The sequence below is a fragment of the Streptomyces sp. NPDC059224 genome, from assembly GCF_042754285.1.
In the GTDB taxonomy this organism is placed as follows: domain Bacteria; phylum Actinomycetota; class Actinomycetes; order Streptomycetales; family Streptomycetaceae; genus Streptomyces.
The window spans coordinates 197,878-219,867 of record NZ_JBHZAN010000014.1 but is presented as its reverse complement, the minus strand read 5'-3'; the positions used below and the strand labels follow the sequence as shown (position 1 = coordinate 219,867).

24 protein-coding genes are annotated in these 21,990 nt (G+C 71.7%); 13 read left to right on the top strand and 11 right to left on the bottom strand.

Features of this window, described 5'->3' with window-relative positions:
- Position 1 precedes the first annotated feature (1 nt).
- The 3 genes from ACFXI4_RS17630 to ACFXI4_RS17620 all read right to left on the bottom strand — a co-directional run bounded on the left by ACFXI4_RS17630 (position 2) and on the right by ACFXI4_RS17620 (position 3,817).
- On the bottom strand, positions 2-1,033 hold the full coding sequence (locus tag ACFXI4_RS17630; protein ID WP_384991483.1) for an AAA family ATPase: 1,032 nt from the start codon (positions 1,031-1,033) through the stop codon (positions 2-4).
- A gap of 112 nt (positions 1,034-1,145) precedes the next feature.
- On the bottom strand, positions 1,146-3,362 hold the full coding sequence (locus ACFXI4_RS17625; RefSeq protein ID WP_384991480.1) for a trypsin-like peptidase domain-containing protein: 2,217 nt from the start codon (positions 3,360-3,362) through the stop codon (positions 1,146-1,148).
- Complete coding sequence (locus tag ACFXI4_RS17620) at positions 3,359-3,817, bottom strand: CU044_2847 family protein (RefSeq protein ID WP_384991477.1); 459 nt, start codon at positions 3,815-3,817, stop codon at positions 3,359-3,361. The genes ACFXI4_RS17625 and ACFXI4_RS17620 overlap by 4 nt, the downstream gene beginning before the upstream one ends.
- Positions 3,818-4,042: 225 nt before the next feature.
- On the opposite strand from ACFXI4_RS17620, the gene ACFXI4_RS17615 reads away from it, so the two are divergent.
- Positions 4,043-4,222 carry a DUF6104 family protein gene (locus ACFXI4_RS17615; protein WP_152776632.1) on the top strand — a complete coding sequence of 60 codons (180 nt, stop codon included), beginning with the start codon at positions 4,043-4,045 and terminating at the stop codon, positions 4,220-4,222.
- Between the two features lie 133 nt (positions 4,223-4,355).
- On the opposite strand, the gene ACFXI4_RS17610 is transcribed toward ACFXI4_RS17615, so the two are convergent.
- On the bottom strand, positions 4,356-5,153 hold the full coding sequence (locus ACFXI4_RS17610; protein WP_384991474.1) for a hypothetical protein: 798 nt from the start codon (positions 5,151-5,153) through the stop codon (positions 4,356-4,358).
- Between the two features lie 212 nt (positions 5,154-5,365).
- On the opposite strand from ACFXI4_RS17610, the gene ACFXI4_RS17605 reads away from it, so the two are divergent.
- Positions 5,366-6,274, top strand: coding sequence for a DUF4097 family beta strand repeat-containing protein (locus ACFXI4_RS17605; RefSeq protein WP_362720225.1), 909 nt, complete (start codon positions 5,366-5,368; stop codon positions 6,272-6,274).
- A 1-nt stretch (position 6,275) separates the two neighbouring features.
- Complete coding sequence (locus tag ACFXI4_RS17600; protein WP_384991470.1) at positions 6,276-7,349, top strand: PadR family transcriptional regulator; 1,074 nt, start codon at positions 6,276-6,278, stop codon at positions 7,347-7,349.
- A 106-nt stretch (positions 7,350-7,455) separates the two neighbouring features.
- Here ACFXI4_RS17600 and ACFXI4_RS17595 read toward each other — a convergent pair whose 3' ends face one another.
- Entirely contained in the window at positions 7,456-8,421 is a 966-nt protein-coding gene (locus ACFXI4_RS17595) for a zinc-binding dehydrogenase (RefSeq protein ID WP_384991467.1), read from the bottom strand.
- Positions 8,422-8,587: 166 nt separating this feature from the next.
- The gene (locus tag ACFXI4_RS17590) at positions 8,588-9,820 is read right to left on the bottom strand and encodes an NADP-dependent malic enzyme (protein WP_362720220.1); all 1,233 of its coding nucleotides are present in this window, start codon (positions 9,818-9,820) and stop codon (positions 8,588-8,590) included.
- A 583-nt stretch (positions 9,821-10,403) separates the two neighbouring features.
- Here ACFXI4_RS17590 and ACFXI4_RS17585 point away from each other — a divergent pair.
- From ACFXI4_RS17585 to ACFXI4_RS17575, 3 genes are read left to right on the top strand one after another with little or no spacing between them, the layout of a single operon-like run.
- Positions 10,404-11,360 (top strand): ABC transporter substrate-binding protein, encoded by a 957-nt coding sequence (locus ACFXI4_RS17585; protein WP_362720217.1) that lies wholly within the window; start codon positions 10,404-10,406, stop codon positions 11,358-11,360.
- Positions 11,361-11,390: 30 nt separating this feature from the next.
- Positions 11,391-12,320, top strand: a complete 930-nt coding sequence (locus tag ACFXI4_RS17580; protein WP_362720214.1) for an amino acid ABC transporter permease — start codon at positions 11,391-11,393, stop codon at positions 12,318-12,320.
- Positions 12,317-13,117 carry an amino acid ABC transporter ATP-binding protein gene (locus tag ACFXI4_RS17575; RefSeq protein ID WP_362720212.1) on the top strand — a complete coding sequence of 267 codons (801 nt, stop codon included), beginning with the start codon at positions 12,317-12,319 and terminating at the stop codon, positions 13,115-13,117. The genes ACFXI4_RS17580 and ACFXI4_RS17575 overlap by 4 nt, the downstream gene beginning before the upstream one ends.
- 63 nt (positions 13,118-13,180) lie before the next feature.
- On the opposite strand, the gene ACFXI4_RS17570 is transcribed toward ACFXI4_RS17575, so the two are convergent.
- On the bottom strand, positions 13,181-13,951 hold the full coding sequence (locus ACFXI4_RS17570; RefSeq protein WP_384991461.1) for a class I SAM-dependent methyltransferase: 771 nt from the start codon (positions 13,949-13,951) through the stop codon (positions 13,181-13,183).
- A gap of 100 nt (positions 13,952-14,051) precedes the next feature.
- On the opposite strand from ACFXI4_RS17570, the gene ACFXI4_RS17565 reads away from it, so the two are divergent.
- Positions 14,052-14,699: a CGNR zinc finger domain-containing protein gene (locus tag ACFXI4_RS17565; RefSeq protein WP_384991459.1), complete on the top strand. Its 648-nt coding sequence runs from the start codon at positions 14,052-14,054 to the stop codon at positions 14,697-14,699.
- On the opposite strand, the gene sodX is transcribed toward ACFXI4_RS17565, so the two are convergent.
- Positions 14,585-15,037, bottom strand: coding sequence for a nickel-type superoxide dismutase maturation protease (gene sodX, locus ACFXI4_RS17560; RefSeq protein WP_384991524.1), 453 nt, complete (start codon positions 15,035-15,037; stop codon positions 14,585-14,587). The genes ACFXI4_RS17565 and sodX overlap by 115 nt on opposite strands.
- Positions 15,038-15,182: 145 nt before the next feature.
- On the opposite strand from sodX, the gene sodN reads away from it, so the two are divergent.
- Both sodN and ACFXI4_RS17550 read left to right on the top strand, forming a co-directional pair.
- On the top strand, positions 15,183-15,578 hold the full coding sequence (sodN, locus tag ACFXI4_RS17555) for a superoxide dismutase, Ni (protein WP_055634112.1): 396 nt from the start codon (positions 15,183-15,185) through the stop codon (positions 15,576-15,578).
- A gap of 102 nt (positions 15,579-15,680) precedes the next feature.
- The gene (locus ACFXI4_RS17550; protein WP_362723757.1) at positions 15,681-15,905 is read left to right on the top strand and encodes a hypothetical protein; all 225 of its coding nucleotides are present in this window, start codon (positions 15,681-15,683) and stop codon (positions 15,903-15,905) included.
- Between the two features lie 108 nt (positions 15,906-16,013).
- Here the strand turns inward: ACFXI4_RS17550 and ppk2 are convergent, their stop codons facing one another.
- The 3 genes from ppk2 to ACFXI4_RS17535 are packed head-to-tail and all read right to left on the bottom strand — an operon-like array spanning position 16,014 to position 18,343.
- Positions 16,014-16,910, bottom strand: a complete 897-nt coding sequence (ppk2, locus tag ACFXI4_RS17545) for a polyphosphate kinase 2 (RefSeq protein ID WP_384991456.1) — start codon at positions 16,908-16,910, stop codon at positions 16,014-16,016.
- A 33-nt stretch (positions 16,911-16,943) separates the two neighbouring features.
- Entirely contained in the window at positions 16,944-17,174 is a 231-nt protein-coding gene (locus ACFXI4_RS17540; protein WP_384991453.1) for a hypothetical protein, read from the bottom strand.
- A 14-nt stretch (positions 17,175-17,188) separates the two neighbouring features.
- Positions 17,189-18,343 carry an inorganic phosphate transporter gene (locus ACFXI4_RS17535; RefSeq protein WP_362725591.1) on the bottom strand — a complete coding sequence of 385 codons (1,155 nt, stop codon included), beginning with the start codon at positions 18,341-18,343 and terminating at the stop codon, positions 17,189-17,191.
- Positions 18,344-18,449: 106 nt separating this feature from the next.
- Here ACFXI4_RS17535 and ACFXI4_RS17530 point away from each other — a divergent pair, with 106 nt between their 5' ends.
- From ACFXI4_RS17530 to ACFXI4_RS17515, 4 genes are all read left to right on the top strand, one after another.
- Positions 18,450-18,848, top strand: coding sequence for a helix-turn-helix transcriptional regulator (locus tag ACFXI4_RS17530; protein WP_362725594.1), 399 nt, complete (start codon positions 18,450-18,452; stop codon positions 18,846-18,848).
- A 112-nt stretch (positions 18,849-18,960) separates the two neighbouring features.
- Positions 18,961-19,329: a hypothetical protein gene (locus ACFXI4_RS17525; protein ID WP_384991449.1), complete on the top strand. Its 369-nt coding sequence runs from the start codon at positions 18,961-18,963 to the stop codon at positions 19,327-19,329.
- Between the two features lies 1 nt (position 19,330).
- Positions 19,331-20,662, top strand: a complete 1,332-nt coding sequence (locus ACFXI4_RS17520; RefSeq protein WP_384991446.1) for a tetratricopeptide repeat protein — start codon at positions 19,331-19,333, stop codon at positions 20,660-20,662.
- Positions 20,643-21,956, top strand: a complete 1,314-nt coding sequence (locus ACFXI4_RS17515; RefSeq protein ID WP_384991443.1) for a Clp protease N-terminal domain-containing protein — start codon at positions 20,643-20,645, stop codon at positions 21,954-21,956. Before ACFXI4_RS17520 ends, ACFXI4_RS17515 begins: the two co-directional genes overlap by 20 nt.
- Positions 21,957-21,990 lie beyond the last annotated feature (34 nt).

Sequence of the window (21,990 nt, the reverse complement as noted above, 5' to 3'; positions counted from 1 at the left end):
CTCACCTCGGGCGGTCGAGCCGCTGGATGAGCAGGTCGGCGAGCCGGTCGCGGCTGGGCGGGGCCGCCGCGTCGGTGAGGTAGATGGCGTTCAGCAGCTGGTCGGCGGCGAGGAGTTCGCTGCGGGAGCGCTCGAGGAAGCGGCCGATCAGGTCGTCTCCCGCGCGGGCCGCCTCGTCGCCGAGGTGGGCGCGGACGAACGTGGCGAGCCGGTTGTGGTCCGGGCGGTCCAGCCGGAGATGGATGCAGCGGCGCATCAGCGGGGCCGGGAAGTCCCGTTCGCCGTTGCTGGTGAGGACCACGAACGGGAAGGCCCGGCAGCGCACCCGGCCGTCGCGGATCCGGACCTTGACGCCGTCGGCGGTGAGCACCTCGGCCTCGCCGTTGGGCAGCCGGTCGGCGATGCGCTGGAGTTCGGGGATCTCGAACTCCCCTTCCTCCAGCACGTTCAGCAGGTCGTTGGGCAGATCGATGTCGCTCTTGTCGAGCTCGTCGATCAGCAGCACTCGCGGCGTGTCGGAGGGCAGCAGGGCCGTGCCGAGCGGCCCGAGGCGGACATAACTGCCGATCGCCTCCACGGCACCCGGGGTGCCGCCGGCCGCGCCGTACCCGCCCTGCGCGGCGATCTGGACATCCTGGAGCCGCGCGATGGCGTCGTAGTGGTAGAGGCCGTCCTGGAGCGTGGAGCGGCTCACGATGGACCAGCGCAGCACGTCACCCAGGCCGAGTTCGTAGGCCACCGAGTGCGCCAGGGTGCTCTTGCCCGCACCGGGACTGCCGGTGACCAGGAGCGGCCGGCGCAGGTACAGCGCCGCGTTGATCATCTCCAGCTCCTCGGCGCCGGGCCGGTGCAGCTCGGCCAGATGCCGGTTGGCGCCGAGCCTGCGGTCCCGGGAGCCGTCGCCGCCGTCGCCGCCGCCCTCGGCGCTCCGGCCGGAGAAGTCCCGCCAAGGAGGCGGCGGGGGCAGCCTGTTCATGCCGTCGTGGGGTTCGCCGGCGCCTCGGTAGATGAGCCACTCACTGGATTCGGTCATGTCCGGTCCTCGTCGTCACTCGTCCGTCCGGTCCCCACGGCAGCCATCGAACGTGCCTCACGTTATCGACCTTCACCGGACCCCGTAAGGGCCTCACACAGGGCGCGCGAGTTCACGGCGCCTGAAGCAGGTCACCCGTACCGGGCAGGGGTTGATGCGGATCGTCGTACAGGAGAGCGATGCCCTTGGCCCAGAACGCCTCCGTGAGCCCCTCGCGCACCTGTTTACGCAGCGTGTGTACGGACTCGGGCAGCTCCCAGGCGCCGTCCACGCCGTAGACCGTCATCCGGGTGCCTCGATGGAACTCCCCGCACACGGAGTCGCTCTGCCGGCTCCAGCGACGCCACAGCACCACCCCGTACCCGGCCCTGACGATCCGGCCGAGTGCGGTGGCGTCGTCCGGGTAGCGCCGGTCGCCCTGCCGGCACAGCACCGGGACGGTCCCGGGCGCGAGCTCGCGCAGCGCGGCCACGTCCGACACCGGCCGGCGCACCGCGTCGTCGCAGTCCAGAATGTCGGCCCTGGCCCGGGTCTCGGACCGCTCGCGCCCGGCGTGCACCCGCTGCCAGCGGTCACGACGGGCAGCCTCCTCCTCGTCGTCGGGCGGCCCGTCGCCGCAGGATCCGTCGCCGGGCAGGTCACCGCCGTACCAGCCGTCCTCCCCCGGCAGCTGGTCGCGGTCTTTGCAGCGGACCACGACCGGCCGTTCGACGCCCAGCGGGTCGGCACCGGGGCGCAGCCGCCACTCGTCCACCGGGAGGTCGAGCAGCAGATGCGGCAGAGCGGCGTGCAGCGGCACCGGCCGGCCGGGCCCGTCACAGCGGCGGAAGGCCTCGGCGAGCGGCTCGGCGACCCGGGCGGCGAGGTCGGCCAGCGGGGCACCCTGCCCGTCGTCCAGCCGGGTCGCCTCGCCGTCGCCCCGCACCACCGCGACCGACCAGTCGCAGTGCCCGCGGTTCCAGGCCAGATGCTCCACCTCGAGCAGGACGGACTGGGCGCGCGCGGCGCCCTGCGGATGCTCCCGCCCGTGCTCCCCCGCCGCTCCCGCCACCCGGTGCTCGCCCCGGTCGCGCCCGTTGCGCTCGCGCAGCCGGTCACCGAGGTGCTGGGCGCGCCTGCGGGCCAGCTCGCTGCGGTACTCGCTGTCCAGCCGGGTCGCGGCCTGCTTGATCCACTCCCACAGGGCCTGCTCGGCGTCCAGCACGAACGGCGTGACCGGGCGCTCCGCGGTCATGACCCGCATCGCGTACTCGGCGACCAGCCGGAGCGCGCCGTCGTTGCGCACGTTCTCGTACAGCGCGCCGAGGCCGTCCCGCCAGCCGCGCGGCGCGGGCGACAGGTTCGGCAGCCGGAAGTTCGGCAGCGAGTGCAGGATGTCGAGCAGGCCGCGGGTGCTCTCCGGCGGCGGCAGATCGGCGAGCCGGCCGAGCAGCTCCACCCGCTCGTTGGGACTCAGCGTGCGGCCCGGGCGGGTCCCGAGGTCGGCCTGGAGGTCGGTCCAGGTGGGGCGCCCGGAGTCGGTGGGCTGCTGGCGGTCGCGGTGGTAGCGGTCGTGCGCGTGGCAGACCGCCTGGTAGAGGTCGTGCTGGTACGGGTCGTGGTGGCGCAGCCCGTGCCGGTACAGGTCGTGCCGCCGGTCGCCCGGCGCCGTGGGCAGGGTGCGCAGCCGCTCGATCCCGATCGACGTCCCCCCCGTTCCGCCCGCGGCGCGTGACTTGAGGACGCCGACGACCTCGCCGCGCACCGGGTCGATCACCGGTCCGCCGGAGACCCCGGGCGGCAGGTCGTTCTCCCCGACGCGCATCTGGACGCCCGACGACCAGCCGCCGATGGTGCCGTGCACGGTGAGGAAGCCGTCGAGGATCTCCGGCCGCCCCTGGAAGGAGGTCCAGCCGGCGTAGAAGACGCGGCCCGCGGCGTAGTGCGGCATCGGCCGCTCGGAGACGTAGACGCAGTCGTGGTCCACCGGCTCGCGCAACCGGACGAGCGCCAGGTCCGGGGCGGGCCAGCTGCTGGGGACGGGGCGGTCCACGTGCTCGGGGAGGGTCGCGGCGACCTTGCCGGGCACCGCGCAGGGCTCCTCGAAAGGACCGGGCTGATAGACCACCGTGACCTCGCCCCCTTCCCCGCCGTCGATCACATGGGCGCAGGTCAGCACCCAGTTAGGTGCGATGAAGAAGCCACTGCCGAGGAACTCCCCGGACTCCTCGGGGGCATACCCGACACCTGTGCGATGGATGCGTACGGTGGCCGCCATCACGAGGTCACGCAGCGCATGGTGGGCCGGATCCCAGCCGCCGGATGCGCCCCCGTCGTGCCCTTCCGTCATTCCGCGCCCCCGGCCCCGGCCCGGCGGGCGCCCCCGTGCACCGGGGCGCCGCCGGATGCGCCCGCCGGAGTGCCCGCGGAGTCCGCGTGACCGGCTTCCGGGTCGGGCGGGCCGCCCCCGTGCCAGGTCAGGGTCACGGTGACGGCCGCCTTCGCCTCCCCGTCCGCGAGCAGCCCGACCACCTTGCCGGCCTTCGCGGTCAGCTCGATACCGAACTCGACGCTCACCTCGTCGGGCCGTACCGCCCGCAACGGCCCGGCGAGCGACCGCGCGACTCCGCCGACCAGCGAGTTCAGGCTCTCGACGGTCGCTTCCACGCGCTCGGTGAGACCGGTGTCCGTGTACGACAACTCCCCTGTCGGCACGGCCAGTTCCTCGGCGCCCGAGATCCGTGCCCACACCGGCGTGCCGTCCGGCAGCCGCACCCGCGCTATCCGCGTAGCGTCCCGCTCCATTCCGCTCCCCCGTCCCCCCGAGCCCCGTGTGCTCCCTACGCCGTACCGTTCGTGGTTTCCCGCTCTTCCCGCACGGGAACACATCGCCGATTCAATCCACGGGGAAAGAGTCCTTCCCTGCGGAGCCGAGCCCTACCCTTCGCCGACGGCACACCTTTGCGGTCGGCCTAGGCTGGGAGGCGCCCATCACCGGGCGTCCACACTTTGCACGCAGGAGAGCGACCCATGTACTTCACCGACCGAGGCATCGAGGAACTGGAGAAGCGGCGCGGCGAGGAAGAGATCACCTTCGAGTGGCTCGCGGAACAGCTCCGCACCTTCGTCGACCTGAACCCCGACTTCGAGGTCCCGGTGGAGCGCCTGGCCACCTGGCTGGCCCGGCTGGACGACGAGGACGAGGAGTAGGTCCGCGGCGGGGGCGGAGCGCCCGGCCGGAGGCGCGGGGAACTGCGCGGCGGACCCCGCGCGCCTGTCGCGGCCGGTCCCGGTCGGTCGCGTCCGTTCCCGGTCAGCCCCCGCCGCGCGCGGTCAGTCCCGGTCAGTCCCGCGGAAACATCGTCTCGTACGACAGCTCCAGCACCCCGTGCACCGTCAGCACCGCCCCCGCCACGGCCCACCCCGCGCTGCGCCGCCTCACCCCCCAGGCGGCGACCGGCACCCCGACGGCCAGCTCGGCCACGGCCAGCCGATGCGCCGGCGCCGTCCCTCCCCCCGCCACGCCGTCGCCCCCGGTGTCCTCGACATGCCTCACGTCGGCCCCGGCGCCGGCCGCCTCCCGGAGACGTCCGGGCGGTTCGCCCGGCGCCAGCCCGTCCCGCAGGTGCACCCCCGCACGCGTGAGGACCTCCATCAGCCCGCGCAGGCGCGCGCACGCGTCGGCCCCCGGCTCCGGCACGGTCAGCCGGTCCAGCGCCTCCACGTCGGCAACCGGGTCGAGGCCCAGCCGGGCGGCGAGGGCGCGCAACTCCTCGTCCTCGCCCGCGGGCGTGCCGTCGGCGAGCCATACGTATCCGACCGGGCGCCGGAAGCCGGACGCGAGGGTGCAGCCGGCCCGGTCGGCATCCCACCACAGCGCCAGGACCGGCCACCCGGAGCCCACGGCGAGCGTGGTGGCCCAGCCGGTCAGGACCCGGTCGACGGGCTCGCCCCCGCGCAGCCACGGCGCGCCCTCGGGGACGAGGACGCTCCACTCGCCGGCCGGGGTCAGCAGCATCCGTTCCCGCAGGAGAGGGGCGAGCGGCGCGACGGAGCCCGGATCGGTCCGGCACAGCAGCAGGGCACCCGGCACGGGGGTGTGCGCGAACCGGGACACGGGCGGGGATTCGTCGGTCGGCATGGACACACGGTAGGCAATGCGCCCGCTTGTCGCCTGATATGAGGCGTTTACGGCCGGACGAAGGTCAATTGCACGCCCGGCTGGTCACCCAGAAGAGCGCCTTGACTTCCACCGGCCACGATATATCGTGTTTATGGAAGACGCGATATGGCGCGAACCGTGCATGCGCGTCCGCATCCAGCCGCCATGCCCGGCCGAGGGAGGTCCGCACCATGTCCGAGTGGTCCGTCGCTGAGCCCAGGAAGCTCACCTTCGACACCCCCGTGAGCGATCTGCACGTGCGCATCGTCAACGGAACAGTCAACGTCGTGGGCACGGACGAGGGTTCCGCCCGCCTGGAAGTCTCCGAGATCGAAGGGCCGCCCCTGATCGTCACGCACCGGGACGGCACCCTCACGGTGGCCTACGACGACCTGCCGTGGAAGGGCTTCCTCAAGTGGCTCGACCGCAAAGGCTGGCGACGCAGCGCGGTCGTCTCGCTCGCCGTCCCGGCGGACACCCGCGTGGAGGTGGGCGTGGTGGGCGCCGCCGCCGTCGTCTCCGGGATCAGCGGCACGTCCGTGGTCAAGGGCGTCACCGGTGACACCACCCTGGTCGGTCTCGCCGGCGAGGTCCGGGCGGACACCGTCTCCGGGAACCTGGAGGCCCAGGCCGTCACCGGTGACCTGCGGTTCAACTCCGTCTCCGGAGACCTGACCGTCGTCGAGGGCTCGGGCTCCGCCGTGCGCGCCGACTCGGTCAGCGGCTCCATGATCATCGACCTGGACCCGGACGGTCCGACGGACGTCCGGCTGACCAGCGTCTCCGGCGAGATCGCCATCCGGCTGCCGCATCCGGCCGACGCCGAGGTCGAGGCCAACACCGCCAGCGGCACGATCTCCAACGCCTTCGACGGACTGCGGGTGCACGGCCAGTGGGGCGCCCACAAGATCACCGGCCGCCTCGGCGCGGGCAACGGCAAGCTCCGCGCCACCACGGTCTCCGGCTCCATCGCCCTGCTGCGCCGCCCGCCCAAGGAGGACGACGAGAAGACGGCCTGGGAGTCCGGCCCGGACCCCGAACCCGGGCCCGAGGGGTCCGCACCCCCGGCAGACGGTACGACCGACAAGAAGGTGCTCTGACATGCCTCCCGTCTTCGCCCACGGCCGCCTGCGCCTCTACCTGCTCAAGCTCCTGGACGAGGCTCCGCGCCACGGCTACGAGGTGATCCGGCTGCTCGAAGAACGCTTCCAGGGCCTGTACGCCCCGTCGGCAGGCACCGTCTACCCCCGCCTCGCCAAGCTGGAGGCCGAGGGCCTGGTCACACACACCACTGAGGGCGGCCGCAAGGTGTACGCCATCACCGACGCGGGCCGCGCCGAACTGGCGGACCGCAGCGGCGAGTTGGCGGACCTGGAGCTGGAGATCCGCGAGTCGGTGGCCGAACTGGCCGCCGAGATAAGGGCCGACGTCCGAGGCGCGGCAGGCGATCTGCGCCGCGAGGTCCGGGCGGCCGCCTCCGAGGCCCGGCGCGGCAGCGGGACGGGAGCCGGGGCCGGGGAGTTCGGCGACCTCGGCGACAAGGAGTCCTGGCGGGCCGCCAAGGAGGAGATGCGGCGCGTCAAGCAGGAGTGGAAGGAGCAGGCCCGCCGCGCCAAGGACGAGAGCCGCCGGGCGCGTGACGAGGCCCAGCGGGCGCGCCGGCAGGCCCAGGAGGCCCAGGCCCGGGCACGTGCGCAGGCCCAGGAGGAGATGCAGCGCATCGCCCACCGGGTGCAGGAGCAGGTCCAGGACCACTTCGCCCGCGGTGACTGGCCGACGGGGGTTCGCGAGGGCCTCACCGAACTCGCCAAGGAGTTGGGCGAGTTCGGAAAGGACTACGGCAAGGGGTTCGGCAAGGAGTTCGGCTTCGGGGGCCGTACCGAGCCGCAGCCCGGACCGGGCCCGGACCTCCGCAAGCCGGCACCGGCACCCGAGTACACCGAGACCCCGGAGGACTTCCCGGCGCAGTACGTCCCCGAGTGGGCGCACGGCGACGGGACCGGCACCGGCGATCCGGCCCGCGACCTCGACCGGCTCCTGGACCGCTTCCGCGACGACATCCGCGACGCGGCCCGCGACCACGGAGTCACCGCGGAGCAGCTCGACGACACCCGCCGCCACCTGTCGACGGCGGCGGCCCGCATCGGAGCGCTGCTGCGCGGCCCGAAGCCCTGAGAAGCGCCGGGGAGGGAGCCGGGGAGCGTCGCCGTCCCTCTCCCCTGTCTCCCGTCTCTCAACTCCCTCTCCCTCCGTCCCGGCTCAGGAGCGGGTCAGGAGCGGGTCAGGAGTTGGTCAGGACGATCTTCCCGAACTGCTCGCCGGACTCCAGCCGCTGGAAGCCCTCGCGGGCGCGGTCGAGCGGGAGCAGTTCGTCGATGACGGGGCGTACGCCGGTGGCGGCGCAGAAGGCGAGCAGGTCCTCCAGCTCGTCCTTGGTCCCCATGGTCGAGCCCACGACCTTCAGTTCCAGGAAGAAGATCCTGGTCAGCTCGGCGTGCGAGGGCCGGTCGCCGCTGGTCGCGCCGGAGATGACGATGGTGCCGCCGGGCCGCAGCGACTTCACCGAGTGGGACCAGGTGGCGGCGCCGACGGTCTCGATCACGGCGTCCACGCGCTGCGGCAGCCGGGCGCCCGGTTCCACCGCCTCGACGGCGCCCAGTTCCAGGGCCCGCTTGCGCTTCGCCTCGTCCCGGCTGGTGGCGAAGATCCGCAGCCCCGCGGCCTTGCCGAGCACGATGGCGGCGGTGGCGACCCCGCCGCCCGCTCCCTGCACGAGGACCGAGTCACCGGGACGGACGCCCGCGTTGGTGAACAGCATCCGGTACGCCGTCAGCCAGGCGGTGGGCAGGCAGGCGGCCTCCGCGAAGGACAGCTCCCTGGGCTTGGGCAGGATGTTCCAGGTGGGTACGGCGACCCGCTCGGCGAAGGTGCCCTGGTAGCGCTCGGTGAGGATGGAGCGGGGTTCCTCCGGCCCGACCCCGTGGCCGCTCTGCCCGATCACGGAGTGCAGGACGACCTCGTTGCCGTCCGCGTCGACACCGGCGGCGTCACAGCCGAGGATCATCGGCAGCCGGTCCTCCGGGAGGCCGACGCCGCGCAGGGACCAGAGGTCGTGATGGTTGAGGGAGGCGGCGCGGACGTCGACGGTACTCCAGCCGGGGCGGGCCTCGGGGGCGGGACGATCCCCCAACTCGAGGCCGGAGAGCGGCTGGTCGCGGTCGATTCGGGCGGCGTAGACGGCGAACATAGCGCCGACGATAGGTTCCCGGGGCCGGGGGCGAAACCGGGGGCCGCTGTGACACATCCCCTCTTGCGCGGCTGCGAGGCGGCGGTCACCTCGTGAACACCCGAACGGAGGGGTGGCTGGAAGAAAAATGGCCCCGCCCTCCCGGGCGGGGCCATTCGGGGCGACGTCAGCGCCGGGCAACGCCTTCGGCGCGTGCGGCCGCGGCCACCGCCGCGGTCACCGCCGGGGCGACCCGCTCGTCGAACGGCGACGGGATGACGTAGTCCGCCGCGAGATCGTCACCGACGACCGACGCCAGCGCCTCCGCCGCGGCGATCTTCATCCCCTCGGTGATCCGGGAGGCCCGCACCTGGAGCGCGCCCGCGAAGATGCCGGGGAACGCCAGCACGTTGTTGATCTGGTTCGGGAAGTCCGACCGCCCGGTGGCGACGACCGCCGCGTACTTGTGGGCGACGTCGGGGTGCACCTCCGGGTTCGGGTTGGCCATGGCGAACACGAACGCGCCTTCGGCCATGGAGGCGACGGCCTCCTCGGGGACCGTACCGCCGGAGACGCCGATGAAGACGTCGGCGCCGGCCAGCGCGTCCTCCAGGGTGCCCTTGAGCCCGGCCTTGTTGGTGAACCCGGCGACCTCGCGCTTGACGGCGGTGAGGTCCTCACGGTCCGCCGAGATGATGCCTCTGCGGTCGGTCAGGGCGACGTCCCCGATGCCGGCCTCGACCAGCATCTTGGCGATGGCGACCCCGGCCGCGCCGGCGCCGGAGATCACCGCCCGCAGCTGGCCGATCTCCCGGCGGCTGAGCCGTGCCGCGTTCCGCAGCGCCGCCAGCGTCACGACGGCCGTACCGTGCTGGTCGTCGTGGAAGACCGGGATGTCGAGCCGCTCCTGGAGCCTGCGCTCGACCTCGAAGCACCGCGGTGCCGAGATGTCCTCCAGGTTGACCCCGCCGAAGGAGGGGGCGAGCCGGACGACGGTCTCCACGATCTCGTCGACGTCGGTGCAGGCGAGGGCGATCGGCACCGCGTCCACGCCGCCGAACTGCTTGAAGAGGATCGCTTTGCCCTCCATCACGGGGAGGGAGGCCTCTGGGCCGATGTCCCCGAGTCCGAGCACGGCCGTACCGTCGGTGACGACGGCCACGACGGACGACTTCCATGTGTAGTCGTTGACCAGCTCGGGCTGTTCCGCGATCGCGGTGCACACGCGCGCGACTCCGGGCGTGTACGCGAGGGAAAGGTCGTCCTTGTCGCGGATCGGCACGGTGGCCTGCACGGCCATCTTGCCGCCGCGGTGGAGCGCGAACGCCGGATCGAAGGAGTCGAGGGGCTCGGCCCCGCCGTCCTGGTCCGAACTGCCCGGCGTGCTGTCGCTGCGAGGATTGACGATCTCCGCTGCCACTTGTCTTACCCCTTAGGTATGCATGGTTGAGGGTCGGCCACTTCCGGTGAGGAAGTGGACGGGCACCGCGCAGGACCCGATGACTGATACGTACGAGTGGCACGTACGGGCACCTGCACGACGGGCGCGCCGCACACGCGCCCTGGAGCCCCGGATGAGGGGTGTAAAGAACCTTCTTACCGGACGGACCGCGCCCGCGACGAGTCGAATAGGCGCAAGGTCACATCACGGATGTCGTAGGCAACCGACAGATGAGCGGTGCGGGTGACCGGCAGACGGCCCGGGGTACGGCCGGGGATGAACCGGCGGTGAACCGAAGATCTTCCGGCCGGAAGGCCGGATTCCCGCAGATGTGCGGGGCGGCAGGTCGGGGGAGGCCCGGCCCGACGTGTCACGGGGGTCACCCGTTATCCGATTTTGACATCGTGACACGCCTGAATGGGGCAATCCCAATGGCAGGATGCCGTAAACCCACGAGGTCGCGACACCCGATGGTGTGTGTTTCCGTCGACCCATCGGCATATCGACATATCAGGCACATCGGTATATCGGCTTGTTCAACCCACCGCCGGAGGAACCCACCATGACCGCTAGCTCCACCCGTCGTACCAGTGTCGCGCGCTCCAGGACCGCAGCGTTCGGTGCGATCGCGGTCGCAGGCGCCCTGATCCTCACCGGCTGCGGTGACCAGACCGACAAGGGGAGCGACACCGGCTCCTCCTCGTCCTCGGCCCCGCTGGCGAGCAAGCTGCCGGACAGCATCCGCAAGGCCGGTGTGATCAAGGTGGGCTCGGACATCGCCTACCCGCCGGTCGAGTACATGGAGGGCGGCAAGGCCGTCGGCGTCGACCCCGACATCGCGGACGCGCTGGGCAAGCAGCTCGGCGTGAAGTTCGACTTCCAGAACGGCAAGTTCGCCCAGCTGATCGTGGGCCTGCAGTCCAAGCGGTTCGACATGGTGATGTCGGCGATGAACGACACCAAGGACCGCCAGAACGGCATCGACTCCGACACCGGCAAGAAGGTCGGCAACGGCGTCGACTTCGTCGACTACTTCACCGCCGGCACCTCGATCCTCGTCCAGAAGGGCAACCCGAAGGGCATCAAGTCCCTGGACGACCTGTGCGGCAAGGTCGTCGCCCTGCAGCAGGGCACCACGTCCGAGGGCATCGCCAAGGCGCAGAGCACGAAGTGCACGAAGGACGGCAAGAAGGCCATCACCCTGCAGACCTTCGACACCGACCCCGAGGCGCTGCTCCGCCTGAAGCAGGGCGCGTCCGTCGCCGACCTGAACGACTTCCCGGTCGCGGCCTACAACGCCAAGACCTCGGGCGGCGGCAAGGACTTCGAGGTCGTCGGCGACCAGATCGAGGCCGGCCCCTACGGCATCGCCGTCACCAAGGAGAACACCCAGCTGCGGGACGCCCTCCAGGCCGCCCTCGACGCGATCGTCAAGAACGGCGAGTACGGGAAGATCCTGGCGAAGTGGAACGTCACGCAGGGCGGGGTCACCGAGTCGAAGATCAACGGCGGCTCCTGAGCACCCGGGCAAGACTGAAGGGCTGTCACTGTGACTGACACGGTCGACAAGACTCCGGCGCCGTCGGTGCCGCCGGAGCAGATCAAGGCCATCCCGGTGCGCCACTACGGCCGTTGGGTGGCCGGCGCCGCCGTCATCGCCGTCCTGGTGCTGATCGGTATCGCCTTCTCCAACGCGAACATCAACTACGGCATCATCCCGGACTACCTCACGGACGGCACGATCCTGTCCGGTGTCTGGCACACGCTGTACATCTCGGTGCTCGCGATGGTCCTGGGTCTGGTCCTCGGCATCGTCCTCGCGGTGATGCGGATGTCCACGAACCCGGTCACCAGCACCGTGGGCTGGCTGTACGTCTGGTTCTTCCGCGGTACTCCGGTGCTGGTGCAGCTGCTGCTCTGGTACAACCTGTCCCTCGTGTTCCCCATCCTCAACCTGGGGTTCTACAAGGACGAGATGAACCAGGTCATGACGCCGTTCCTGGCGGCGCTGCTGGGTCTGGGTCTGAACGAGGCCGCCTACATGTCGGAGATCGTCCGGGCCGGCATCCAGTCGGTGGACGAGGGCCAGACCGAGGCCTCGCACGCGCTCGGCATGACCAGCGGCCAGACGCTGCGCCGGGTGATCCTGCCGCAGGCGATGCGCGTGATCGTGCCGCCGACCGGCAACGAGTTCATCAACATGCTCAAGACCTCGTCGCTGGCGTACGCGGTGCAGTTCAACGAACTGATCAAGCGCGCCCAGGACATCTCCAGCACCTCGCTGGCGATCGTGGAGATGTACTTCGTCGCGTCGATCTGGTACCTGATCCTCACCAGCGTCTTCAGCGTCGGCCAGTACTACCTGGAGCGCCGTTACGCCCGCGGTTCGACGCGCAACCTGCCGCCGACGCCGTTCCAGCGTCTGCGGAAGAACCTCCGGCTGTTCGGTTCCTTCCGCCGCCCGGAGGTGGCCCGATGACCGGTCTCGCCAAGGACATCACCCCGCCGAGCAGCGGCGCGCCGATGGTCAAGGCCGAGGGCGTGCACAAGTCCTTCGGTCTCGCGCACATCCTCAAGGGCATCGACCTGGAGGTGCTGCCGCGCGAGGTGTTCTGCCTGATCGGTCCGTCCGGTTCCGGCAAGTCCACGTTCCTCAGGTGCATCAACCACCTCGAGAAGATCAGTGCCGGCCGGCTCTACGTCGACGGCCACCTGGTCGGCTACCGCCAGCAGGGCGACAGGCTCTACGAGCTGAAGGAGAAGGAGGTCGCGGCGCAGCGACGGGACATCGGCATGGTGTTCCAGCGCTTCAACCTCTTCCCGCACATGACGGCGCTGGAGAACGTCATGGAGGCGCCGGTCCAGGTCAAGCGCGAGTCCCGGGCGGTGGCCCGGGAGCGCGCGGAGCGGCTCCTGGACCGGGTGGGCCTCGGCGACCGCAAGGGCCACTACCCGGCGCAGCTCTCCGGCGGCCAGCAGCAGCGCGTGGCGATCGCCCGCGCGCTGGCCATGCAGCCGAAGCTGATGCTCTTCGACGAGCCGACCTCGGCGCTCGACCCGGAGCTGGTCGGCGAGGTCCTGGACGTGATGCGGGACCTGGCCGAGGACGGCATGACGATGATCGTCGTCACCCATGAGATGGGCTTCGCCCGCGAGGTCGGCGACAGCCTGGTCTTCATGGACGACGGTGTGGTGGTCGAGTCCGGCCACCCGCGCGACGTCCTGACCAACCCGCAGCACGACCGGACGAAGTCGTTCCTGTCGAAGGTGCTGTAGGGACCCGCGCCCGCGAACACCGAAGGGGCGGTACGAGGCTCTCGTACCGCCCCTTCACGCTGTCTACCGAACGGCCAGCAGCAGGGTGTCCGAAGGCGAGCACCACACCGCCCGGGCCTCCCCGAAGCCCTTCTCCCGCAGCACCCGCGCGTGCCAGGCCGCCGGGGGCATGTCGCCGTCCGCGTGCTCGCCGTAGATCTCGAACCGGCGGGCCGTCGGCGCGGCCAGTGCCGGGTCCCGCGCGGCCAGCTGCCACCACTCGGCCCAGTCGAGCGCCCCTGCCTCCTTGGCCTGATCCATCCGCAGATGCCGCTGCGCCCGTTCGGCCGCGTTGATCCGGGGCGTGCTGTCGTCGATCATGTGGTCCGCGTTCATGAAGACACCGCCGTCGCGGACGAGTTCCGCGACCTGACCGTAGAGGGCCGCGAGGGGTTCGCTGTGCAGCCAGTGCAGGGCCGTGGCGGTCAGGACGGCGTCGTAGGAGTCGTACGGCAGTTTCGTGCGCCAGTCGGGGTCCTTGAGGTCGGCGGTGACGAACACGGCCCGCTCGTCGCCCGCGAAGGTGCCCTCGGCGATGGCGAGGAGGGCCGCGTCGAGGTCGACGCCGACGCTCACCGCCGCCGGGAAGCGGCTCAGCAGCCGGGCGGTGATGCTGCCGGTGCCGCACGCGAGGTCGAGGATCCGCGGGGCCGTACCGACGAGCGCCTCGACCATGTCGAGCATGATCCGGAAGCGTTCCTCCCGGTCGGGCATGTACCACTCCTGCTGCCGGTCCCAGCTCTCCTGCCAGGCCCGCCAGTCGGTCCCGGTCGTGGTCGTCTGCGCATCCGTCATGGCAACCCTCCGCCGCACAAGTCCCGTAATACCCTGGAAGCACGACCGGCTGTTACCCGACCGCACCACTGACCGTAGAACACCCCCGTAAGGACTACAAGTGGAACTGGCCTATTACTCGGATTACGCCGTCCGACTCGTGAACAGCGAGGAACCGGCCCGGGGCAAGGACTCCCTGACCTCGGTCGAGGCCGTCCGCGACCTCTTCGGGGTCAACGCGTCGGCGGCCCGGCGCACCACCGACGCCGATGTCACCCGCTTCCGCTCGGTACGGGCCCGGCTGCGCGCGGTCTTCGAGGCCGCCGACCAGGGCGACGAGACCCTGGCGGTCGACCTGCTGAACTCCCTGCTGCTCGAATTCCCGGTCTCCCCGCAGATCTCCGGCCACGACCACCGGGACGAGGACGACCGCCCGCTGTGGCACATGCACCTGGCCGACCACCCCTCCAACGCCACCGCGGGCTATGCGGCGATCGCGGCGATGGGCCTGGCCTTCCATCTCACCGAGTACGGCGTCGACCGGCTCGGCCTGTGCGAGGCGGCGCCGTGCCGCAACGCCTACCTCGACACCTCCACCAACCGCTCCCGGCGCTACTGCTCGGACCGCTGCGCGACCCGCGCCAACGTGGCCGCCTACCGGGCCCGCAAACGCCTGGAGGCGGACCGGCCGGGCCGGCCCGAACGCTCGGCGAGCACCGGGCGGGCCGCCGAGAGCGCCCAGCGCGCCAGTGCCAGCGGCGAACGCTGACCGGCCCTGAGCGGCCGCCAGCGGAACAGGGCACGGCCGAGGATCAGCTCCTCGGGCACGGTCCCGTAGTCGGTGCTGTCCCCGCCCGCGTACGCGTTGTCCCCGAGCACCCACCAGCCGCCCTCGCGCAGCTCCACGGCCCGCTTGACGACCAGCAGGTCCTGCTGGAAGGGGTGGCGCAGGACGACGACGTCACCGGCTCTCACCCGGGCCCCGTACCGCACCAGGAGCTGATCCCCCTGGTACAGCGTGGGCACCATCGAGGGGCCGGTCACCTCGGCCAGCCCGAAGGGCGCGGCACCCCTCCCCCGCTCGGTCTCCTGCGACAGCTCCGGCATCGCCGGCACCTCCCCGGTCCGTTCCTCCACCAGTGTCAGTCTGACCCTGGACTTTTGTCCTAAGCCCATGGGGGCACTCGCGAATTCAGGCTTCCCAGGGAGTAATGTCCCACCTGAGAAGACGATCACGAGGAAGGAATGCTCCATGCTTTCCCGCCTGTTTGCCCCCAAGGTCAAGGTCAGCGCGCACTGCGACCTGCCCTGCGGTGTGTACGACCCGGCCCAGGCCCGCATCGAGGCGGAGTCGGTGAAGGCCGTGCAGGAGAAGATGGCCGCCAACGACGACCCGCACTTCCAGGCTCGCGCCACCGTCATCAAGGAGCAGCGCGCCGAGCTCGCCAAGCACCACGTGTCGGTGCTCTGGAGCGACTACTTCAAGCCCCCGCACTTCGAGAAGTACCCCCAGCTGCACGTGCTGGTGAACGACACCCTGAAGGCCCTGTCCGCCGCCAAGGCGTCCACGGACCCGAAGACCGGCGAGAAGGCCCTGGAGCTCATCGCCGAGATCGACAAGATCTTCTGGGAGACCAAGAAGGCCTGACCTTCCGGTCCCCCTCCCCGCACCCGGCCCGCAGGCCGCCACCCACGGCGACCACTGCGGACCGGGTGCGGTCGTCTTTCCCCCCGTCACGGAAGGGCCGCCATGAACGACGCGCCCCGGCTCTGGAAAGTGGTCATCGCCCTGGAGGCCACCTCGGAGCAGGTGGACGCCCTCACCGACCGTTTCGTCGAGACGATCTGCCCGGACCCGGACCACGAGGGCCCCTGCGCGACCCCCTGGGCCCTGCACGTCACCGACGGCGCCTCGCTGGGCGCGCGGGAGCAGAAGCGGTTGCGCGCGGAGATCGAGGACACCATGGCCGACTGAGGCGGCGACCGGACGTCAGCCGTTCGTGGAACCGGCGCGGCCGTGTTCCGCCGGTTCCACGAGCAAGGGGGCCGGCCGGGGACCCGGCCGGCCCCCTCGGCGTCGGTGCTAACGGTGGTCGTCCTCGCCGGCCTCCAGGAGGCCCGCCGCCGCGCCCACGACCTGCGGGTCCGGGCTGCCGACGACCTCCTCGTCCTTGTTGGCGTAGTCGAAGCGGGCCAGGACGCTGCGCATGGCCTCGACCCGGGCCCGCTTCTTGTCGTTGCTCTTGACCACCGTCCAGGGGGCGTACTCGGTGTCCGTCGCCCGGAACATCGCGACCTTCGCGGCCGTGTAGTCGTCCCAGCGGGCCAGCGAGGCCAGGTCCATCGGGCTGAGCTTCCACTGCCGTACCGGGTCGACCTGGCGGATGGTGAAGCGGGTCCGCTGCTCGCTCTGCGAGACCGAGAACCAGAACTTCACCAGGTCCACCCCGTCGTCCACGAGCATCCGCTCGAACAGCGGGGCCTGCCGCATGAAGCGCTGGTACTCGTCCTCCGAGCAGAAGCCCATGACCCGCTCGACACCGGCCCGGTTGTACCAGGACCGGTCGAAGAGGACGATCTCACCGGCCGTCGGAAGGTGCTCGACGTAGCGCTGGAAGTACCACTGGCCGCTCTCGCGTTCGGAGGGCTTCTCCAGCGCCACCACCCGCGCGCCACGGGGGTTCAGGTGCTCCGTGAAGCGCTTGATGGTGCCGCCCTTGCCGGCCGCGTCCCGTCCCTCGAAGACGATGACGATCCGGCGTCCGGTCTCCTTGATCCAGGTCTGCAGCTTCAGCAGTTCGATCTGCTGGAGCCGCTTGTGCCACTCGTACTCCTTGCGCTCCATGCGCTGCGGGTACGGGTAGTTCTCCCGCCAGGTGTCGATCGGTGATCCGTCCGGGCGGATGAGTACGGGATCGTCCGGGTCGCTGTAGTCGACCTTCAGGTCGGCCAGGTCGGACAGCAGGTCCGGCGTCGTCATCCAGTCCTCCTCAGCGGCTTGTGGGTCGGTGGGTCAGTGGAACTGCGGGACGATCAGGTAGATGCCGTACGCCACCACCGCCGCGCAGGCCAGGAAGCACAGCCCGGCCTGGGCGGCGCCCACGGTGCTGGTGCCGCCGTGCTCCTTGGCCGCCTCGTAGCGGGCGAGCCCGAGGACGCCGAAGGCGAAGACGACCACCACGGCGAATGTAACTCCGATGCTCACCGCGGTGACCTCGCCGAGTGCGGTCCAGTCGATGTTCATGGGAACTCCCTCACTCAGGCGGCAGTGCCGACGTTGGACGGGGGCGTGGTGCGGATGGCGACCTCGTGACCGTCGTTGACGTTCTTCGCGTCGATGGGGTTGCGTCGCGACAGCAGGACGATGCCCGCCGCGAGCGCGGCGCCGACCAGCGCGACCACGACCGTGCCGAAGTTGCCGCCGTGCTTGACCGTGGCCGCGGAGATGCCGCCGACCAGCGCCGCACAGGGCAGGGTGATCAGCCAGGCGGCCACCATGCGGCCGGCGATGCCCCAGCGGACCTCCGCGAGCCGTCGGCCGAGACCCGCGCCGAGGATGGAACCGGAGGCGACCTGCGTGGTGGACAGGGCGAAGCCCATGTGGGCCGAGGTCAGGATGACGGCCGTGGAGGCGGTCTCCGCCGCGAAGCCCTGCGGGGACTGGATCTCCGTCAGGCCCTTGCCCATGGTGCGGATGATCCGCCAGCCGCCGATGTAGGTGCCGAGGGCGATGGCGAGACCGGCGCTGAAGATCACCCAGATCGGCGGCCCGGCGTCGCCCGGGAGCGCGCCGACGGAGATCAGGGTCAGGGTGATGATGCCCATGGTCTTCTGGGCGTCGTTGGTGCCGTGCGCGAGCGAGACCAGCGAGGCCGAGCCGATCTGTCCGAGCCGGAAGCCCTTGGTCACCGAACCCTCGCGGCCGCGGGCGGTGAGTTTGTAGGCGCAGTACGTCGCGATCAGCGCGGCGACGCCCGCGACCACCGGCGAGGCGAACGCCGGGATGATGATCTTCTCAAGAACCTTGTCGAAGTTGACCGCGCCGGAGCCGGCACCGACCCACACGGCGCCGATCAGTCCCCCGAACAGGGCGTGCGAGGAGCTGGAGGGCAGTCCGACCAGCCAGGTCAGCAGATTCCAGAGGATCGCCCCCACCAGCCCCGCGAAGATCATCGCCGGGGTCACCTTGGCGTCGTCGACGATGCCGCCGGAGATCGTCCTGGCGACCTCCGTCGAGAGGAAGGCTCCGGCCAGGTTCAGCACACCGCTGATCAGAACGGCTGTCTTCGGTTTGAGCGCTCCGGTCGCGATGGACGTGGCCATCGCGTTCGCCGTGTCATGGAACCCGTTGGTGAAGTCGAAAGCCAGCGCAGTGACGATCACGACCGCCACGAGGAACGTGATGTGGTCCATTCCTTAATGCAAACAAGCACGAGCCAATTGCGCGAGAACCGGAGGCGAACGAAGCCTCAGGAACAGACCCGGTCCGCCTGCGGGATGTGCATGCCATGCTGAGGCCATGACCCTGGAGGACCTGCGGCGGCTGCGCCGGGCGCGCGACCGCATGGACCGCGAGTACGCGGAGCCGCTCGACATGACCGAGCTCGCACGGACGGCCCTCATGTCCCCGGGACATTTCCAGCGCAGCTTCCGCAAGGCCTTCGGGGAGACACCGTACAGCTACCTCATGACCCGGCGGGTCGAACGGGCCAAGGCACTGCTGCGGCGCGGGGACCTCACCGTGACGGAGGTGTGCATGGCCGTCGGCTGTACGTCCCTCGGGTCCTTCAGTTCGCGGTTCACCGAGCTGGTCGGGGAGACGCCGAGCGCGTACCGGGCCCGGGACCACGAGGAGAGCACGGTGATCCCGTCCTGCGTGGCCCGCACGTTCACCCGGCCCCGTCGCCGCCCGTACTGACCGGGTCACGTTCCGCTGTCCCGGCCCTACACTGGCCGTCAAGGTCAACACCGTTGCCCGCCACGGCCCGTGCGGGTCTCGGGCACGGGCCGTCCACGCATCGGGGGAATCCGTGGCAACTGCGATCATCTCCGTCCTGAGCCCCGCCCCGGTCACGGACGCCGAGTCCCTGACCGACTGGCTCAGAGGCGAGCCGGCGCTGGCCGGCAAGGTCCGGCTGACCGGTGGCGCCCCGGCCGAGGGCCAGCTGGGCGCCCCGCTGGACACGGTCTCCGTCCTGCTCGGCGCGGGCGGTCCGCTCACCGTGCTCGCCTCCTGTCTGCGCGCCTGGATCACCCAGCCGCGCCGCAGCGACGTGAAACTGACCGTCCGGCACGAGCACGGCCCGGCCGTCGAGATCGACGCCAGGCGGGTCAGCCGCGAGGACGTGGCGGAGATCCTGCGGCAGGCACTGGAGGAGCGTCCGGAACAGGGCGGGTGACGTGCGGCTCCCCGACCCCCACCGCTCCCGGGTCGTCCTGATCGGCGCGAGCCGCTACTCCGACCCGGCCCTGCCCGACCTGCCCGCCGTCGGGCGGACCGTCACCGATCTCGCCGGGCTGCTCACCGAGCCCCCGTACCGGCTCGTCCCCGAGAGCCACTGCACGGTCCTGCTCGACGACGGCGACCTGCGCACGGTCGGCGACCGGCTGCGCGCCGCCGTAGCCGGCGCCGAGGACCTCCTGCTGGTCCACTACGCCGGTCACGGCCTGGTCGCCGGCCGCCGCCACACCCTGTACCTGGCGCTGCCGGACAGCCGCTGGGAGGCACCCGAGTTCAACTCCCTGGAGTACGACAAGCTGCGCGACGCCGTCCTCGACTCCCCCGCCGAGACCAAGGTGGTCGTCCTGGACTGCTGTTTCTCCGGCCGGGCCGTCGGCGACTCGCTCAGCGCCGACCCGCCCGGCGGCGGGCCCGGGCCGATCGACCGGCTGGAGGTGGCCGGCACCTACGTGCTGACCTCCGCCCAGCGCGACCAGGTGGCCCTCGCCCTGCCCGGCGAGGAACACACCGCGTTCTCCGGCCGGTTGATCCGGCTGCTGCGCGAAGGGGTGGTCGGCGGGCCCGAGCTGCTCACGGTCGACGACCTCTACCGCCGGCTGAGCGCCGTCATGGCCGCCGAGGGTCTGCCCGCCCCGCTCAACCGGGGTGCCGGTACGGCAGGTTCGATCGCTCTGGGCATCAACCGCGCGTTCGCCACCTCCGCCGGACCCGAACTGCGCCGCCGCCACACGGCCGCCGTCGAGCAGGGCCGGGCCGGGGACTGGACGGGGGCCGCCGCGCTGCTGCGGGAGATCGTCGACGAGCAGACCCGGATCCTGGGCGCCGAGCACGAGGACACCCTGCGCGGCCGCCAGTCCCACGCGCACAGCCTCGGCGGCGCCGGCAGCCCCGTGGAGGCGGCCGGGCTGCTGCGCCGGCTCCTCGCCGACCAGTTGCGGCTGCTCGGCCCCGACCATGCGGACACCCTGCGCACCCGGCAGTTCCTCGCGGTGAACCTGGGCGAGGCGGGGCACCGGGAGGAGGCGGCCGGAATGCTCCGGGTGCTGCTCGCGGACCGGGGGCGGGTGCTGGGCACGGAACATCCGCACACGCTGCGGACCCGGCATCTGCTGGCCCGCAACCTGGCGTTCGCCGGCGGCCGCGAGGAGGCCCTGGCGCTGCTGCGGGAGGTGGTGGCGGTGCGGGAACGGCTGCTTGGTCCCGGGCATCCGCACACCCGAAGGGCCCGGGCGGACCTGGCGGAGGTGAGCCGTGTACGAGCGGTTCAGTGACCGGGCTCGGGACGTCGTCGACCTCGCCCGCCAGCAGGCACGGGCGCTCAGGCACTGGTACGTCGAGCCAGGCCACGTCCTGCTCGCGCTGCTCGAGTCGGACGGGCCCGAGGTCGTACGGCTGCTCGGCACGTCCGCCGAAGGGCTGCGTGCGGCCCTGGCACCCGCCCTGGGCAGCGGCACCGTCGAACCCGGGGAGTACCTGCCGCTGACCGGTGCGGCCACCGCCGTGTTCGAACTGGCACCGCGGGAGGCCGACCGGCTGGGTCACCGGCTCGTGCAGCCCTTCCACATCCTGTTCGCCCTGCTGGCCACCGCGGACACCGTGCTGGCGGACGTGCTCGCGCAGACCCGGGTGGACCCCCGGCGCGTGCGTGCGTCCGTCACCGCTCCGGCCACCCCCGCCCTGCTGGACTCGGTCACCCGGGACCCGGCCGCCGGCGCCCCTCCCGTCGTCGGCCGCGCCGCGGAGATCGACCGGGTCCTGCGCACTCTCACCCGCCGCGACCGCCGGATCCCGCTGCTCACCGGACCGCCCGGCGTGGGCAAGGGGGCCGTGGCCGTGGGCGTCGCCCGGGCCGTCGAGCGGGGCCGGGTACCGGACGCCCTGCTCGGCCACCGGGTCCGCTCCCTGGACCTGCATGCCGTCCTGAGCGACCCGCGCCACCGCGCCCGCGGCACCGCTCTGGTGGCCGGCCTCCTCGACGAGATCAGGGACAGCACCGGCCTGCTCCTGCACGTGCCCGGGGCCCTCACCCGCCTGCGGCTGCCCGAGGGCACCACCACCCCGCTCGGCCTGCTGCGCCCGCTCCTGGAGAGCCCGGGTGTCCTGGTCTTCGGTGACTGCGGGGACTCGGACCACGACCGCCGGGACCCCGACCCCGGCCTCGACCGTCTCGTCCAGCCCGTCCCGCTCGAAGAGCCGCCCGCCGCCGACGTGGCCGAGATCCTCCGCGCCGGGCGGGCGCGCCTGGAGACGCACCATGCGGTGACCCTCACCGACGAGGCCCTGACCGCCGCGGCCGCCCTCGCCCACGACCACGTCCCCGACCGGGCACTGCCCGGCTCGGCCCTCGGCCTCCTCGACGAGGCGGCGGCTCTGGTCCGGGCCAGAGCCGCCACCGGCGCCGGCAGCACGGCCCGCACGGAACCGCGTCCTGACGGCCCGCCGACCGTCACGGCCGCCCATGTCACCCAGGCCCTCGCCACCGCCTCGGGCATCCGCGTCGCCGGGCCCGCCGAACGGGCCGCCCCGCTCTCCGGCCACGACCCCTACGTCTGGGCCATGAGCTGAGGCCGTGAACCGGTCCGGCACGGCCGGCCGTTTC

What these genes read in the sequence shown, in the direction of transcription:
- ACFXI4_RS17630 (WP_384991483.1), bottom strand. Translation starts at nt 1,033, where the DNA reads ATGACCGAATCCAGTGAGTGGCTCATCTACCGAGGCGCCGGCGAACCC.
- ACFXI4_RS17625 (WP_384991480.1), bottom strand. Translation starts at nt 3,362, where the DNA reads ATGACGGAAGGGCACGACGGGGGCGCATCCGGCGGCTGGGATCCGGCC.
- ACFXI4_RS17620 (WP_384991477.1), bottom strand. Translation starts at nt 3,817, where the DNA reads ATGGAGCGGGACGCTACGCGGATAGCGCGGGTGCGGCTGCCGGACGGC.
- ACFXI4_RS17615 (WP_152776632.1), top strand. Translation starts at nt 4,043, where the DNA reads ATGTACTTCACCGACCGAGGCATCGAGGAACTGGAGAAGCGGCGCGGC.
- ACFXI4_RS17610 (WP_384991474.1), bottom strand. Translation starts at nt 5,153, where the DNA reads ATGCCGACCGACGAATCCCCGCCCGTGTCCCGGTTCGCGCACACCCCC.
- ACFXI4_RS17605 (WP_362720225.1), top strand. Translation starts at nt 5,366, where the DNA reads ATGTCCGAGTGGTCCGTCGCTGAGCCCAGGAAGCTCACCTTCGACACC.
- ACFXI4_RS17600 (WP_384991470.1), top strand. Translation starts at nt 6,276, where the DNA reads ATGCCTCCCGTCTTCGCCCACGGCCGCCTGCGCCTCTACCTGCTCAAG.
- ACFXI4_RS17595 (WP_384991467.1), bottom strand. Translation starts at nt 8,421, where the DNA reads ATGTTCGCCGTCTACGCCGCCCGAATCGACCGCGACCAGCCGCTCTCC.
- ACFXI4_RS17585 (WP_362720217.1), top strand. Translation starts at nt 10,404, where the DNA reads ATGACCGCTAGCTCCACCCGTCGTACCAGTGTCGCGCGCTCCAGGACC.
- ACFXI4_RS17575 (WP_362720212.1), top strand. Translation starts at nt 12,317, where the DNA reads ATGACCGGTCTCGCCAAGGACATCACCCCGCCGAGCAGCGGCGCGCCG.
- ACFXI4_RS17570 (WP_384991461.1), bottom strand. Translation starts at nt 13,951, where the DNA reads ATGACGGATGCGCAGACGACCACGACCGGGACCGACTGGCGGGCCTGG.
- sodX (WP_384991524.1), bottom strand. Translation starts at nt 15,037, where the DNA reads ATGCCGGAGCTGTCGCAGGAGACCGAGCGGGGGAGGGGTGCCGCGCCC.
- sodN (WP_055634112.1), top strand. Translation starts at nt 15,183, where the DNA reads ATGCTTTCCCGCCTGTTTGCCCCCAAGGTCAAGGTCAGCGCGCACTGC.
- ACFXI4_RS17550 (WP_362723757.1), top strand. Translation starts at nt 15,681, where the DNA reads ATGAACGACGCGCCCCGGCTCTGGAAAGTGGTCATCGCCCTGGAGGCC.
- ppk2 (WP_384991456.1), bottom strand. Translation starts at nt 16,910, where the DNA reads ATGACGACGCCGGACCTGCTGTCCGACCTGGCCGACCTGAAGGTCGAC.
- ACFXI4_RS17540 (WP_384991453.1), bottom strand. Translation starts at nt 17,174, where the DNA reads ATGAACATCGACTGGACCGCACTCGGCGAGGTCACCGCGGTGAGCATC.
- ACFXI4_RS17535 (WP_362725591.1), bottom strand. Translation starts at nt 18,343, where the DNA reads ATGGACCACATCACGTTCCTCGTGGCGGTCGTGATCGTCACTGCGCTG.
- ACFXI4_RS17530 (WP_362725594.1), top strand. Translation starts at nt 18,450, where the DNA reads ATGACCCTGGAGGACCTGCGGCGGCTGCGCCGGGCGCGCGACCGCATG.